A 14,503-nucleotide genomic window follows, 5' to 3' on the forward strand; every position below is an offset into this window, starting at 1 on the left:
AGGTGTCCAGCCCCCAGGAGCGACTGGTGGCTCAGCTGGCCCGGATCAAGGAGCTGAGCGGGCTCAGCCTGCGCTCCCTCGCCCGTGAGTCGGGCCTGAGCAGCTCGTCGCTGTCCCGGTATCTGACCGGTCGGCTGGTGCCGCCGTGGGAGGCCGTCGTGGCGCTGTGCCGGGCCGTCGGCCGCGACCCCCGGCCACTGCGCGCGGTGTGGGCCGAGGCGGCTCAGGCCGGCCCGGCACCCGTCCCACGCCGCAACGACCTGCCGGGCGACCTGTTCGACTTCACCGGGCGGGAGGCGGAGTCGGCGCTGGTCGAAGAGTTGCTGCGGACCGCCGGAGCAGTCGCGGTCGACGGCATGCCGGGCGTCGGCAAAACCAGCCTGGCCGTGCACGTGGCCCATCGGCTCGCCCCGTCGTACCCGGACGGCGGGCTCTACCTCGACCTGCACGGCTTCACCCCGGGCCAGGAGCCGCTGGAGCCGCAGGCGGCGCTGGGCCGGCTGCTGGGTGCGCTGGATGTCCCGCAGCCGCCGGCCAGCGCCGCCGAACGCGCGGCGCTCTGGCGGTCGGAGCTGTCCCGCCGGCGGGTGCTCGTCGTGCTCGACAACGCGCTCGACGCGGAGCAGGTGCGCCCACTGCTGCCCGGCGCGGGAAAGTCGACGGTCCTGATCACCAGCCGCCACCGGCTGGTCAGCCTGGACGGCGTGCCGCCGGTGTCCCTGGAGCCACTGGCCGACCGTGACGCGGCGAGCCTGTTCGGCCGGGCGGCCGGGGTCGCGCTCACCGAGGAGGAAGCGGTCGGTCAGGTGCTGCGGCAGTGCGGCGGACTTCCGCTGGCGCTCCGGATGGCCGGCGCACGGCTTCGCCACCGCCCGGGCTGGACGGTGGCGGTGCTGGCCGAGCGGCTGCGCGACACCGCCAACCGCTTCGACTCCGTGTTCGGCATGTCGCTGCGGCAGCTCGACGCCGTGCAGCGCCGCATGTTCCGGCTACTGGGCGTGCTGCCGGGCGCCGACTTCGACGCGGCGGTGGCGGGCGCGCTCGCCGACCTGCCGCCGGCCCGGCTCGGCGCGGTGCTGGAGGAGCTGGTCGACGCCCACCTGATCCAGGAGCTGTCGCCCGGGCGGTACCGGATGCACGACCTGATCCGGCAGTACGCGGCGGACCTCGCCGCCGATGAGGAGCCGCAGGCTGAAGCCGCCCTGCGCCGCGTCCTGAGGCACTACCTGGCGCAGGCGGTCGCCCACGACCGGACGCTGCCCTCGCCGTACCGCAAGGAACCGTCACCGGGCGATCCGGCGGCGGCCGTGGCCTGGTTCGATCTTGAGTACGTCAACCTGATCGCCGCATTCGACGCCGCCGTGCGGCTCGGCATGGACGAGGTGGTGGCCGACCTGCCGCAGGCCATGCGGGTCTGGTTCTTCCGGCACCGCGGCACCGACGACCAGGCACGACTGCTCGAAGCCGGCGCGGCCGCCGCGGCACGTCTCGGCCGCGACCAGGAGCGGGCCGCGCTGCTCGCGGACCTGGGCTACACCCGTGCCGCCGCGGGACGCCTCACCGAGGCGCTGTCCGCCTACGAGTTGGCCGAGCGGTCCGGGCCGGACGACGACGACCTGGCGGCCGGTCTGGCGCTGCGCATCGGCCTCGTCCGCCGGGATCTCGGCGACCTCGAAGCGGCACAGGCGCGCTTCCGGCGGGCACACGAGCTGTTCGAGAAGATCGGGCGGCGCGCGGGGCAGGCCCAGGCGCTGGCCTTCGACGGATGGGTGACCCTACGCCTCGGGCGCCACAGCGAAGCCGTCGAACTCGCCCGGGCCTCGATCGCCCTGGCCGACGGGCCCGCCCGGATCACCGGGCTGGTCACCCTCGGCGTCGCACTGGCTGCGCACGACCCGGCGGAGTCACTGCGGACGCTGCACGACGCGTTGCGGCTGTCCGAGCAGAACAACCTGCAACACAACCAGGCGTGGTGCCACAACTATCTCGGCGTCGCGCTGCGAATCATGGGTTCGCCCGAGGAGGCTCTCGAACACCACCGGCGTGCCTTCGAGTTGCTGGAACCGCTGGCCGAGGTGCAGATGGAGATCGACTTCCTGCACACCCACGCCGAGACGTCCCGCGTGGCGGGTCGCCGTGACGAGGCGCTCGCGCTGCTCGACCGCACCATCTTGCTCGCCCGTGAGCTGGGCCGGCCGCACGACGAGCAGCTCGCCCGTGCGGCGCGCGACGCCGTACGCGCCGGCTGCTGACGGACTACGTCGTCTCCTGCGACGTCGAGGACCGCGCCGAGGCGATGGTCCGCCCACGCTCCGATTCGGGAAAGCGGTCGAGCATGACCCGCACCTCCTCAGCGCTCACGTTGGCGCCGAACAACTCGCTGCCCGGTTCGAGCCGTACGCCCTCGGCGAGGGGACCGGCGACGACCGGATCGAAGCCGAGCGCGTCGACGAGGGACGCGACCAGCGCGAGGTCGGCGGCGTCGTCGCCGGCGATCGCGATGGCCTTGCGGCCGGCCGCTCCGGCCGGCCGCGCCTCATCCTCCAGATCGTGATACCCCATGTGGTTGAACGCCTTGACGACCCGGGCGTCGGACAGGAACGCCTGGACGGTCTCGCTCGACGAGGTGCGCGGGTTGGTGAGGTCGTCGCGGATGCCGTCGACCTCCCACCAGTAGTTCATCGCGTCGACGACGAGCTTGCCGCGCAGCGTCTCGGCGGGAACGTTGCGGTACTTGCCCAATGGAAGGGCGAGGATGACGACATCGGCGCTGGCCGCGGCGTCGGCCGCGCTGGTGGCGACCGCCCCGGGCGTGAGCACCTCGACGGTGAGGGCGATCTTCGCCGGGTCACCGGAGCCGGCGACGAGCACCCGGTAGCCGGCGGCGACGGCGAGTCGAGCGAGCACGGTGCCCACCTTGCCGGCGCCGAGGACAGCGAGGGTCTGTGGCCTGTTCCGGCCGTTGCCGTTCATGTCTTCCTTCCGGGGTGCCGAGGCGGTGTTCGAGGGGTGGGTCAGCTGGCCAGGATGTCACGGACCAGGGGGATCACCTTGGTGCCGTACAACTCGACGGCACGCATCCGGGCACTGACCGGCTGGGCTCCCGCCGTGTAGATGAGGTCGAAGCGGCCGACGCCGACGCTGCGGATCGCCCCGGCGATGCGGCGGGCCACGGTCTCCGGTGAGCCGATGTAGAGGGAACCGTGCTCCACCTCGGCGTCGAACTCCTGGCGACGGATCGGCGGCCAGCCCCGCAGCCGCCCGATCCGGTCCCGCATGACCCGGTAGTGCGGCCAGAACAGCTCCTTCGCCTCCTCGTCGGTGTCGGCGATGAAGCCGGGGGAGTGCATCCCGACCGGGTGCGCGGTCGTGCCGAGCTGCTCGGCCGCCCGCCGGTAGAGGTCGATGTAGGGCGCGAAGCGCTCGGGAGCCCCACCGATGATGGCGAGCATGAGCGGGAGGCCGTACCGGGCGGTACGCACGACCGACTGCGGCGACCCCCCGACGCCCACCCAGGTGGTGAGGTGACCCGACTCCGTCTTCGGAAAGACGTCCGCGTTCTCCAGCGGAGCCCGTTTGGTGCCGCTCCAGGTGACCGGCTGCTCGTCCAGCAGCTTCACGAACAGTTCGATCTTCTCCTCGAACAGCACGTCGTAGTCGCGCAGGTCGTAGCCGAACAGGGGGAACGACTCGGTGAACGAGCCGCGACCGAGGATGACCTCGGCCCGGCCGTGCGACAGCGCGTCGACCGTCGCGAAGCGCTGGAACACCCGGACCGGGTCGTCCGAACTCAGCACGGTCACCCCGGAGGCGAGCCGGATCCGCGACGTGCGGGTGGCGATACCGGCCAGCACGGTCTCCGGCGTCGACACCGAATATTCGGGCCGGTGGTGCTCGCCGAGGGCGATGACGTCGACGCCCAGTTGGTCGGCGAGCACCGCCTCGTCGACGACCTGCCGGATGGCGGCAGCGTAGGAGATCGGCTTACCCGAGTCGTCCTCCGGTACGTCGCCGAAGGTGTCGAGGCCGAACTCGAGGTCAGACATTGGTGGGCTCCTTCGCCAGCAGCTCCCGGACCCGCGGCGCGACCTCGCTGCCCAGCAGCTCGATGGTGCGCGCGCGTGCCTCGCGAGGCAGGTGCATGATGTCGTATTTGAGGTCGAAGCGGCTCAGTCGCAGATCGCGGGCCATTGTGGCGATCTTCCGCGCGACCGTCTCCGGTGACCCGACGAACAGCGCGCCGTGGTCGATCTCGGCCTCGTAGCGCGCGCGGTCCGGCTTGTAGAAGCCGCGCTCCTCGGCGAGCGCCGCCACGACCGGCTGCCAGTACCGCCACCACGTCTCCACCGCCTCCTCGTCGGTGTCCGCGACGAGGCCGAGCGAGTGTTGCCCGATCGGCTGGACAGTATGCCCGGCCTGTTCGAGCGCCCGGAGATAGAGATCGACGTTGCCGGCGAAGCGCTGCGGGCGCCCGCCGATGATCGCCATCATGAGCGGAAGCCCGTAGCGGGCGGCGCGGACCACCGAGTTCGGGCTCCCGCCGACGCCGATCCACGTCGGGATGCCGCCTGTCCGCATCCGCGGGTGCAGCCGCTGCCCGGTCAGGGGGCTGCGCACGGTTCCGGACCAGGTGACCGGTTCGTCCCGCTGGAGCCGTACGAAGAGGTCGAGCTTCTCCTCGAACAACCGCTCGTAGTCGGCCAGGTCGTAGCCGAACAGTGGGAACGACTCGGTGGCCGACGCCCGGCCGAGAACGATCTGGGCCCTGCCGTTGGACACCGCGTCGAGGGTGGCGAACTCGTGGTAGAGCCGTACCGGATCGTTCGTGCTGAGCACCGTGACCGAGGTGCCGAGGCGGATCCGCTGCGTCGCCGTCGCGATCGCCGCGAGCAGCACCGGCGTGGCCGAGTCGTTGTGGCCCTCGCGGTAGTGCTCACCCAGGCTGAACACGTCGAGGCCGACCGACTCCGCGAGCCGCGCCTCGTCGACGAGCAGTCGCACGGTCTCGGCGTCGCTCAGGACGCGGCCGCCATCGGTGGCGACCTCCCCGAACGAGTTGAGCCCCAGTTGGAAACCTTCGGCCGTCATGTCTCCTCCTCGGACCGTCCCACCCGTTGACCTCCGGAAGAGGCCTGAGCGGTTGACGCGTCAATGATGCTAACCTGCCAATTGACACGTCAACCAAGGAGACGTAGATGACAAGGGCCACACCCGAGCGGCGGAGAGGACGCCAACTGCCGACCGCGGAGGAGCTACGGATCTGGCGGGACTTCATCGAGACGACGGCGGCACTCCGCTCGCAGCTCGCATCCCGCCTCCAGGTCGAGTCCTCGCTCTCGCCCGGGGACTACGCCGTCCTGCTCGCGCTCAGCGAGGCGCAGGACCGGCAGATGCGCTCGTCCGAACTCGCGACACACATCGGTTGGGAGCGGAGCCGCCTCTCCCACCACCTCGGGCGGATGGAGCGGCGCGGCCTCATCCGCCGTCAGGAGTGCCCCACCGTTCCCCGGGGGGCGGAGGTGCTGCTCACGCCGGTCGGAGCCGAGGCGTTCCAGGGGTCCACCGTTCCGCACCTGCGCGCCATCCGCGAACTCTTCGTCGACGCCCTCACACCGGATCAGCTCGTCGCGGCGGGCGAGATCGCGGGAGCGCTTCGCGCGCGTCTCGACCCGCACGACGAGGAATGAGGGAGGCGAAGATTCGCGGCCAGGAGCAGTGCCGCGAGCACCTGGGGCGTCAACTCGCTCGCAGGGGCGCGAGGGCCTGACTCCAGGCCACGACCTGATCGAGGGTCAGGTTCAGCGCGTCGCGCTGGAAGTCGTTGGGCTTGAAGACGCTGTAGTTCTCGAAGTCGGTGAAGAGCGACAGCGCCACCTGGGACCGCACGTCGGCCAACTGCAGCTCGGCGGAGATCAGCCGTAGGTGCTCGACGGCTCGTGCGCCGCCCACCGAGCCGTAGCTCACGAACCCGACGGCCTTGTTGTTCCACTCGCTGTAGAGGAAGTCGATCGCGTTCTTCAGCGCGCCGGACGTCGAGTGGTTGTACTCCGGCGTCACCATGACGAATCCGTCGAACGACGCGATCTTCCTGGCCCACTCCAGCGTGTGCGGTTGCTGGTACTGGCCCATCGACGGCGGGTACACCTCGTCCAGGTGCGGCAGCTTGTAGTCGAGCAGGTCCACGAGCTCGAACTCGACATCCGTGCGCTGCTTGGCGATGTCGTACACCCACTGGCCCACGGCCGCGCCGTTCCGTCCCGGCCGGGTGCTGCCGATGATGATGCCGATCCTGGTCATGTTCTGTTCCTCCTCGTCGACCACCGCACGGGCGCCGACCTCAAAGAGCTCGCCCAGGCTCTGCTGAGTGTCGCCACGGAATTCCCCGCTGGGGCCAGGAGTGCTACGGCCGGGAGCCGGTGCGCGGCGGTGGCGCCAGCACCGCAGGCTCGGTGCTGGCGCCGACCGCGACAGGTCAGCCCTTGGCTTGCCGCTTGGCCATCTGCGGCTCGGTGCCCTTGCCGACCTTGCGCAGCGCCTGCCGGAGCTGGTCCTCGGTCATCTTCGAGTTGCCCTCGATGCCCGCATTGTGGGCCTGTTGGCGCATGTCGTGGAGCTTGTCGCGGTCCGCCATGTCGCTCTCCCCTCAACCACGGCACAGGTGCGCTCCGCACCTGTCTGATCGCTGGCTTCCCGAGCGCATCCGCGGCAAACCGCCACCATGAGCCCGGCGCGTGACCTCGTTTGCCGGCACGGCGCCTGGGAACTCGACCGCTTCAACGGCGAGAGGAAGGTCGGACGGTGAACGACAACGAGTTCCTCACCCTGGTGGCGACGCGATCCGGGATGTCGTCGGAGCAGGCGACCGCCGTCACGCAGGCCACGCTGACCACCCTGGCCGAACGGATCGACGGCGGGGAGGCGCGCGACCTGGCCGGCCAGCTTCCCGCGGGGCTGCGGGCGTACGCCTTCGCCGGCAGCGAGACCGCGGAACGGTTCGGCCTCGACGTCTTCGTCGACCGGGTCAGCGGCCGGGCGGACCTCGACGCGGACGCGGCGAAGGACGGCGTGACGGCGGTCTTCGACGTCCTCCGGGACGCCCTCGATCCCTCCGGTTACGAACAGGTGGTCACCCAGCTGCCGGCGGAGTACGGAGACGTCGCCGACCAGACCGCGCCGTTCGTCCGCCGGCAGGCCTGACGGTCGCCCGACCACGCGGTGGCGACTCCGGCCGGCGCGATCGTGGACGGCCGACCGGCCGGGAGTGATCAGCGGCGCCGCAGTGACGGGTCGAGCAGGGCGGGCGGGGTGTCGAACTTCTCCTGTGGGGCAAGGTCGACGCCGGGCGGGACGATCGCGTCGATCGCGTCGAGCACGTCAGCGGTGAGCACGGTGTCCGCGGCGGCGAGCTGCGAGTGCAGGTGGTCCATGGTGCGGGGGCCGATGATCGCGCTGGTGACGGCGGGGTGTGCGGTGACGAACCCGAGCGCGAGCTGGATCATCGTCAGGCCGGCCGCGTCGGCGACCTTCGCCAACTGCTCGACGGCGTCGAGCTTGGCGCGGTTGGTGGGGATGGTGGTGTCGAAGCGCTGCGGCATGAACGCGGAGCGGTTGGTGGTGATCTCGTGACCCTCGCGGATCGCGCCCGACAGCCAGCCCGAGGCGAGCGGGCTCCACGCCAGCACGCCGAGTCCGTACTGCTCGGTCACGGGCAGGACGTGGGTCTCGGTTCCGCGCTGCAGGATCGAGTAGCCGGGCTGTTCGGTGACGTACCGGCTCAGGTGGTTCTCCCGGGCGGCCCACTCGGCCTGCACGATGCGGTACGCGGGGAAGGTCGAGGAGCCGAAGTAGCGGAGCTTTCCGGCACGCTGGAGGTCGGTCAAGGCTGAGAGCGTCTCCTCGTCGCTGGTCCTCGGGTCCCACCGGTGGATCTGGTAGAGATCGACGTGGTCGACGCCCAGACGGCGCAGGCTGTTGTCCAACTCGGTGACCAGCCAGCGGCGCGAGCTGCCCTGCTGGTTGCGCTCGTCGCCCATGGGCATGCCCGCCTTCGTGGCCAGCACGATGTCGTCGCGGCGGCCGGCGATGGCCCTGCCGACCATCTCCTCCGACTCGCCCTGGCCGTACATGTCGGCGGTGTCGACGAGGTTGATCCCGGCTTCGAGGGCGGCGTCGACGATGGCGGTGGCCTCGTCCTGGGTCGTCTGGCCGATCCTGCCGAAGTTCATCGCGCCCAGCGCGAGAGAGCTGACCTGGACACCGGTGCGGCCCAAGGTGCGGTACTGCATGACGTGTTCCTTCACTGCTCGGTGACGTTGGGGTGGTGACGCTGGCTTGGTCGTCCGTCCCTGCTCTGGCATCATGAGGAAACGGAACCTTGCTCCGTTAAACGATACGGAACGGCGTTCCGTTTAGCAAGGCCGGTGACGGAAGGAACAGCGTGGCGACCCAGGCTGACAGGAGTGCGGGCGCGTCCCAGCGCAAGCGGGCCGATGCCGTACGCAACGAGAAGACCCTGCTCGACGCGGCCGCCGCGGTCTTCGTGACATCCGGCGTCGAAGCGCCGGTACGCGACATCGCGGCCAGGGCCGGCGTCGGGACGGGCACGATCTACCGACACTTCCCGACACGCGCAGATCTGATCATCGCCGTCTACCGGCACCAGGTCGAGGCCTGTGCCGAGGCCGGTCCGGCCCTGCTCGCGAGCAGCGCCACCCCGCACGCCGCCCTCGGGCGATGGATCGACCTCTTCGTCGACTTCCTGGTCACCAAGCGCGGGCTCGCCGGCGCGCTGCAACCCGACAACGCCGGCTTCGACACGCTGCACGCCTACTTCCTCGACCGCCTCGTGCCCGTGTGCACCCAACTGCTCGACGCCGCAGCGGAGGCCGGCGAGATACGCCCCGGTACGCACGCGTACGAACTGATGCGCGGCGTCGGCAATCTCTGTATCGGCGCCGACAGCGACCCCAACTATGACGCCCGGCGCCTGGTCGAGCTGCTCATCGCTGGGCTGCTCCGACAGCGGTAGTCACCGGCCGTGGCGGTCGTGGCCGCACCGGAACCGGCTGCGACGACGGCGCGACCTGGCTGGGCACGGCCGCGCTGGTCCAGGCACCGGACCCGGGCACGGCCCGCGCCGTCCTGACCCCGGACGGCTACGCGGACATCGAGGTGCGCAGGTGGGCGTTCGGCGGGCGACCGGCATGATCCGAGGACGGCGGTGCGCTGCCCTCGTGGTCCGGCCCGGGGTGGACGGCGACCCGCCGCCGTCCACCCCGGACCCGGCCGTGCGTCAGGCGATCCGGTAGGCCCGCTGGATCGTCTGCGTCACCGTGCTGCCGGCGGTGTCGGTGGCCGTCATGCGCAGCGACACGAAGCCGGGCCGCCGCGGATGGGTGATCAGCGCGACGCCACGGTGGACCGGCAGGGCGACCCACGTCCTGCCGTCGTCGAACGACGCGGAGACGGCGAGCGTCCGGTTCGGCGCGGCCGCCGATCCCGGGTGCCGGTCCAGCGCCACGGGGACGGCCATGGTCCGGCCGGCCCGGGCCGTGTTGGTGTCGTCCAACGCGGGCGTCGGCCGGGCCGTCGTCAAGGGCAGCGGCTCCGGTTTCGACGTGTGCGCCGAGGTGAAGGTCCAGGCCACCGAGACCGACGTCGAGAGGGTGTCCGGCGCGCCGCGGGTGACGGTCGCCTCCAGGCGGTAGGTGGCCTTGCCGGCGGGCACCGGGAAGTCCGCGTACGAGCCGTCGGCGGTGGCGATCTCCTTGCCGTTCCGCGACAACCGGTAATGGACCTGGAGGTCGTCACGGCTGGCGGGGCGGCCGGAGGCGTCGCCGAAGAGGGGCGGCGACGCGACCGAGATGGTGTCCCCGTCGCGGCCCGCGTAACCGAGCGGCGACCAGGCCGGGGGCTGGGTCACCGTGGGCCCGAAGGGCGCCGCGTTCCAGGTCTGGTGGTAGGTCCGACCCGCGCGGAAGGTGGACTCCTGGGTGGTGACGTTGTCGCCCTCGACGAACGTGGACGTCCAGACGAGGCCGCCGTCGGTGTTGTGGTATTCGGTGGCGTGGAACGGCAGGTCGAACGAGGTGCTCGAACCGATCGGGCCCGGGCCGCCGGGGGAGGCCGCACGGTGGAAGCGGGTGGCGGTCGCCGCGCTGGACTGGCTCCGGTAGGTGGTCTTGACGGTGGCCAGGTTCTTCGGGGAGAGCTTGCTGGTCAGGCCCGTGAACATGTCGCCCTGGCGCACGTATGCGAGGTCGTACGTGTAGGGGCTGTTCCGGAACGTCCCGTCCGGGCCCGGGCGGGCGAGCCCGACGCCCAGTGTCGCCGCGAACTCGGGCGCCGTGACGGCGGGCCCGATCCGGCCGAAGAAGACGTCCGCGAACGACACCCCGCTGAGCTGGACCCCCGGGTAGCGGAAGTTGTCGTTCCAGTTCGCGCTGACGTTGATCGAGAGCGCCGCGGCGTCCCGCTGGGGCACGGTCAGCGAGACCGGCCGGGCGGTGCGGGCGTCGAGCGCCTCGGTGACCGGGCCGCGTACGTCCAGGACCGGCTGCACGAGCAGGCTCGACGCACTGCCGTCGTGGATCGTGCTGTAGAGCGCGTAGCGGCCCTTGGGCAGCCGCATCGTGCCGCCGCCGGGTTGCCCGCCGAGGGTGGTGAACTCGCCGGTGGTCAGGTTCGCCGCCACGGTCTCGTACTCCGTGGCCGGCCTGCCGTCGCGCCCCGTGTGGTCGAGCCGGACGTCGTAGCTCTCGATCTCCCGGTTGAGCGCGAACGGCGTCCGTACCCGCAGGTCGCCGGCGCCGGTCGCGGTCACCGCGCCCGGGTAGAGGCCGTCGGCGGCGTCCACCCGGGTGTCCACGGTGACCGTGGCCTCGGCGCGGCCGCCGGCCGGCACGACCAGGGTGGCCGGGCTGACGGTGATCATGCCGGCGGGAGCCGGGGTGACGCTGAGCGAGAGACTGACCGGGGTGGTGCCGGTGTTGCGGTAGCCGATGACGCGGGTGAACGGGGTGTCGTCGGCGTGGGGCCAGCGCTGGACCGGGAAGTCGATCGCGGCGACGTCGGCGGCGACGGGCTGGGCGACGGCACGACCGACGTCGACCCTCCCGGCGCCCTGCTCGTAGAGGCTGTCGGCGCCGGCCGGCTTGGCCGAGCCCATCAGGGCGGCCTTGAGCTGGGCGCCGGACCAGTCCGGGTGGCGTCCGGCGAGGATCGCGGCCGAACCCGCCACGTGCGGGGTCGCCATCGACGTGCCCGACATGGGGGCGTAGTCGCCGCCGGGGGCGGCCGCCACGATGTCGACGCCGGGCGCGCTGATCTCGGGCTTGATGTGGTTGTCGCCGACGCGGGGACCGCGGCTGGAGAAGTAGGCCCGTTGGTCGTCGGCGTCGACCGCGGCGACGGCGAGGGCGTCGTCAGCGGAGGCCGGCGTCATGACCGACTTCGGCTTGCCCTCGTTGCCGGCGGCCACCACGAAGAGGGTGCCGTACCGGTGGCTGAGGTCCTGGACCGCGGTCTCCAGCGGGTCGAGAGCCGGCGTGTCCGTGTCGCCGAGGCTCAGGTTGATCACCCGGGCCTGCGGCGCGGCCCACTGCATCCCGGCGATGATGTCCGAGTCCTGGCACTCCGTGGTGGCGCAGACCTTGCCGACGACCAGCTTCGCGCCCGGTGCCACGCCGCGGTACCGGCCGCCGGAGGCGGCGCCGCTGCCCACGATGGTCGACGCCACGTGGGTGCCGTGGCCGACCGTGTCGCCGGGGTCGTTCCCGCCGGTGAAGTCGTGGATCGCGGCGATCTGCCCGGCGAAGTCGGGGTGGCTGGCGTCGATGCCGGTGTCCAGTACCCCGACGGTCACGCCGTCACCGTCGAAGCCCGCCTGCCAGGCCGTCGGCGCGCCGATCTGCGGCACGCTGCGATCGAGGGAGACGCGGCGCTTGCCGTCCAGCCAGATCTGGGTGATCCCGGCGGCGAGCGCACGTGCCGACGACGTGCCGCGGGTGAGTGACGACCACAGCTCGGCCCGGTCGTCCAGGCCCGCTCGCACGGCCAGCGCGTGCGCGGCGGGCAGGTCGGCCCGTACCCGCGCGGCTCCGGCTGCGGCGGACCGCGCCTGCGCCGCCATGTTCTCCGGGTACGTGACCAGCAGCGGCAACTCGGCCGTCCGGTCGTCGTAGCCCAACTCGCCGAGCGCGGTGAGGTCGAACAGCCTCCGGTCGAGCCGCCCGTCGCGCAGCATCGGCATCGCGTCGACCGGGATGACGTACTGGTGGCCGGCCTCCCGGCTGCTCACGAACCGCATGCCGGCCCGTCCCGGTCCCCGCTCGATCCGCGGTTGGCCGCCCGCGTCCAGCGACACCCGGTCCCCGGTGATCAACGTGAAGGTGCCGCGCGGTCCGGAGACCGCCGCCGCCGGCTTCTCCTGCGCGTCCGCTGGAGCGGCCGTGAGGCCCGCCGCCGCCAGCGCTGTCGCGAGCACCCCGGCTGTCAGGGCGCGTCGTTGCCGTCGTCGCACATCGTCCTCTCCGCCACGGGCCTCTCCCGGGGCGGCACGATGACGCCTGGCACGGTCGGCGGGTTGATCATTTGGTGTGTGACGGTCGCCACAATCGCACACCGCGCGGGCGCGACCCGGTCCCCCTCCCGGTTACATGCGCCGGTGACCACGGGACGAGACCTCGGAAAGCGCAGGTCAGATGCGTGACGCCGAGGAGTTCGACGCCCTCTACGCGGCCTGCGCCGGCCGGATCGTGGGTCACGTCTATGCCCTCACCGGTAACCGTAGCGAGGCGGAGGACGCCGTCGCCGAGGCCTTCACCCGGGCCTGGCAGCGTTGGCCGACGGTACGCGAGGCGGACAGCCCGGAGGCGTGGGTCCGCCGGGTCGCCTCTCGAGCCGCGGTGAGCAGCTGGCGCAAGACGTTCAAACGGATCCGCGCGCACCGTCGGGCCGCCGTCGACCAGAGCGTGCCCGGACTCAGCGAGGACCATGTCGCCCTGCTCCAGGCGCTGCAACGGCTGAGCGCCAACCAGCGCCGCGCCGTCGTGCTGCACCACCTGAACGATCTCAGCGTCGCCGAGGTCGCAGCCGAGATGCAGGCGCCCATCGGGACCGTGAAGACGTACCTCGCCCGCGGCCGGAGAGCCATGGCCGGAATGCTGGACGAGGCGCGGCAGGAGGAAACCTCCCATGACTGATCCGCACCAGGACCTGACGGCGATCGCCGACGCGGTCCGCCGAGTCACGACGCTGCCCGCGGCGGGCACGTTGCGCCGCCGTGGCGAGCGCCGCCGGCGGCGCCGAACCGCCGCCTACGGGGCGGGGCTGGCCCTGCTGGTCGTGACCGCTGGCGTCGCCCTGCTGCCGGCACGAGACCAGGCGCCGGACCGGGCTGCCGGCCCTGCGGGCTCGGTCCCGCCGTCGGTCGTTCCATCCGCGACCGCCTCGGCCGGACCGCAGGACATCCTCGGTGGCCGGCGGCAGGTCCTGATCGTGGTGCCCGGCATCGGTCGGGCCGCGCTGGCGGTCGGCCGGGACGACGACCGGGTGCGGGCCACCACCGAGCAGGGCATCGACGACCGCGCCCTGTGGGTCCTGCGCCCCGAGGGGGACGAGTTCCGGATCATGCTGGCCGCGGCGCGCGGCGCCAGCCAGGTGTGCATGACCGTCGTGCACGACGCCGCACCGGGCAGCGTCCGCGGGCGGATGTGTGACCCGGGCGCGCGGACGCAGCTCTTCACGATCGAGCAGGTCCCGGACGGCAGCTACTCGATCTTTCAGGGCAGGCGCTACGTCCAGGTCGTCGACGGCACCAACGCCCTGGTCCCCGACCTGCCGGAGGCCCTGACCACCACGTACGAGTTCGAGGACCGCGGCAGCCGTCGCGACTGAGCCCGCCACCCCGGCCCGCAGGGGTCAGCCCAGACGAAGGCTGCCGTCGTCGAGGTCGTCGAGGAGCGCCTGCGGCGCGCGCATCCGCCACGCGTCGGTGACGAGCTCTCGCAGGCGGTCGACTCCCACCTCCGCCAGGCGGAGCATCACCAGTGGCAGACCGTCGTAGCTGGGCGTGGTGAAGAAGAGATCGGGCTCCCCGAGCAGCAGAGCCTCCTTCTCGGCGTGGTCGCCGACGAACAGCACCGCGACATCGGTCCGGATCAGGCGTGGCTTGCCCGGCCTGCGCTCCGGATAGGACCAGACGAAACCCTTGCCGCCCACCCGGAAGTCGAAGCCCGCACTTTCGATCTCCACCACCTGCGGCAGGGCCAGCGCCAGACGGCGAACATCGTCCGCGTCAGCCACCGGAATCCCTCGCGAAGCGCAGCGTCCCCATGAGCCCAGGCTACGCGTCCCGGCGGGTGCCCGGACGAATCGCAGGCCCGAAAACCGTAATCTGATCTCGCCTGCTGGAGTCGCGCCTGACCAGCGCAGATAGCGCTCTCACGAATGGTGGGAGAGTGCTTGACGCGCCCGTGATCCAGCGGCAACGATACATTCACAT

Annotated in this window: 14 protein-coding genes; 6 read left to right on the top strand and 8 right to left on the bottom strand. The window is 71.8% G+C overall.

What is annotated here, in order from left to right:
- Positions 1 to 2: 2 nt before the first annotated feature.
- Positions 3 to 2,252 carry a tetratricopeptide repeat protein gene (locus tag EAD98_RS15630; RefSeq protein WP_233583840.1) on the top strand — a complete coding sequence of 750 codons (2,250 nt, stop codon included), beginning with the start codon at positions 3 to 5 and terminating at the stop codon, positions 2,250 to 2,252.
- Positions 2,253 to 2,256: 4 nt separating this feature from the next.
- On the opposite strand, the gene EAD98_RS15635 is transcribed toward EAD98_RS15630, so the two are convergent.
- The 3 genes from EAD98_RS15635 to EAD98_RS15645 are packed head-to-tail and all read right to left on the bottom strand — an operon-like array spanning position 2,257 to position 5,088.
- Positions 2,257 to 2,973 carry an NADPH-dependent F420 reductase gene (locus tag EAD98_RS15635; protein ID WP_121654792.1) on the bottom strand — a complete coding sequence of 239 codons (717 nt, stop codon included), beginning with the start codon at positions 2,971 to 2,973 and terminating at the stop codon, positions 2,257 to 2,259.
- 41 nt (positions 2,974 to 3,014) lie between these two features.
- Positions 3,015 to 4,046 (bottom strand): LLM class flavin-dependent oxidoreductase, encoded by a 1,032-nt coding sequence (locus tag EAD98_RS15640; RefSeq protein ID WP_121654793.1) that lies wholly within the window; start codon positions 4,044 to 4,046, stop codon positions 3,015 to 3,017.
- Entirely contained in the window at positions 4,039 to 5,088 is a 1,050-nt protein-coding gene (locus tag EAD98_RS15645) for an LLM class flavin-dependent oxidoreductase (protein ID WP_121654794.1), read from the bottom strand. The genes EAD98_RS15640 and EAD98_RS15645 overlap by 8 nt, the downstream gene beginning before the upstream one ends.
- 107 nt (positions 5,089 to 5,195) lie before the next feature.
- Between EAD98_RS15645 and EAD98_RS15650 the strand changes: the two genes are divergently transcribed.
- Positions 5,196 to 5,687 (top strand): MarR family winged helix-turn-helix transcriptional regulator, encoded by a 492-nt coding sequence (locus EAD98_RS15650; RefSeq protein ID WP_121654795.1) that lies wholly within the window; start codon positions 5,196 to 5,198, stop codon positions 5,685 to 5,687.
- A 49-nt stretch (positions 5,688 to 5,736) separates the two neighbouring features.
- On the opposite strand, the gene EAD98_RS15655 is transcribed toward EAD98_RS15650, so the two are convergent.
- Positions 5,737 to 6,297: an NADPH-dependent FMN reductase gene (locus EAD98_RS15655; protein ID WP_121654832.1), complete on the bottom strand. Its 561-nt coding sequence runs from the start codon at positions 6,295 to 6,297 to the stop codon at positions 5,737 to 5,739.
- 175 nt (positions 6,298 to 6,472) lie between these two features.
- Positions 6,473 to 6,604, bottom strand: coding sequence for a hypothetical protein (locus tag EAD98_RS31785; RefSeq protein ID WP_255421227.1), 132 nt, complete (start codon positions 6,602 to 6,604; stop codon positions 6,473 to 6,475).
- A gap of 194 nt (positions 6,605 to 6,798) precedes the next feature.
- On the opposite strand from EAD98_RS31785, the gene EAD98_RS15660 reads away from it, so the two are divergent.
- The gene (locus EAD98_RS15660; protein WP_121654796.1) at positions 6,799 to 7,197 is read left to right on the top strand and encodes a DUF2267 domain-containing protein; all 399 of its coding nucleotides are present in this window, start codon (positions 6,799 to 6,801) and stop codon (positions 7,195 to 7,197) included.
- 68 nt (positions 7,198 to 7,265) lie between these two features.
- Here the strand turns inward: EAD98_RS15660 and EAD98_RS15665 are convergent, their stop codons facing one another.
- Complete coding sequence (locus EAD98_RS15665) at positions 7,266 to 8,285, bottom strand: aldo/keto reductase (protein WP_121654833.1); 1,020 nt, start codon at positions 8,283 to 8,285, stop codon at positions 7,266 to 7,268.
- 152 nt (positions 8,286 to 8,437) lie between these two features.
- Between EAD98_RS15665 and EAD98_RS15670 the strand changes: the two genes are divergently transcribed.
- Complete coding sequence (locus tag EAD98_RS15670; protein ID WP_121654797.1) at positions 8,438 to 9,028, top strand: TetR/AcrR family transcriptional regulator; 591 nt, start codon at positions 8,438 to 8,440, stop codon at positions 9,026 to 9,028.
- A 264-nt stretch (positions 9,029 to 9,292) separates the two neighbouring features.
- Here the strand turns inward: EAD98_RS15670 and EAD98_RS15675 are convergent, their stop codons facing one another.
- On the bottom strand, positions 9,293 to 12,520 hold the full coding sequence (locus EAD98_RS15675) for a S8 family serine peptidase (RefSeq protein WP_147457401.1): 3,228 nt from the start codon (positions 12,518 to 12,520) through the stop codon (positions 9,293 to 9,295).
- Positions 12,521 to 12,701: 181 nt separating this feature from the next.
- Between EAD98_RS15675 and EAD98_RS15685 the strand changes: the two genes are divergently transcribed.
- On the top strand, positions 12,702 to 13,202 hold the full coding sequence (locus EAD98_RS15685; protein ID WP_121654800.1) for a SigE family RNA polymerase sigma factor: 501 nt from the start codon (positions 12,702 to 12,704) through the stop codon (positions 13,200 to 13,202).
- Positions 13,195 to 13,896 carry a hypothetical protein gene (locus EAD98_RS15690; RefSeq protein WP_121654801.1) on the top strand — a complete coding sequence of 234 codons (702 nt, stop codon included), beginning with the start codon at positions 13,195 to 13,197 and terminating at the stop codon, positions 13,894 to 13,896. The genes EAD98_RS15685 and EAD98_RS15690 overlap by 8 nt, the downstream gene beginning before the upstream one ends.
- A gap of 24 nt (positions 13,897 to 13,920) precedes the next feature.
- On the opposite strand, the gene EAD98_RS15695 is transcribed toward EAD98_RS15690, so the two are convergent.
- On the bottom strand, positions 13,921 to 14,304 hold the full coding sequence (locus EAD98_RS15695; RefSeq protein ID WP_121654802.1) for an MmcQ/YjbR family DNA-binding protein: 384 nt from the start codon (positions 14,302 to 14,304) through the stop codon (positions 13,921 to 13,923).
- Between the last annotated feature and the right edge of the window lie 199 nt (positions 14,305 to 14,503).

The sequence above is a fragment of the Micromonospora sp. CV4 genome (genome assembly GCF_003667455.1).
Classification (GTDB): domain Bacteria; phylum Actinomycetota; class Actinomycetes; order Mycobacteriales; family Micromonosporaceae; genus Micromonospora.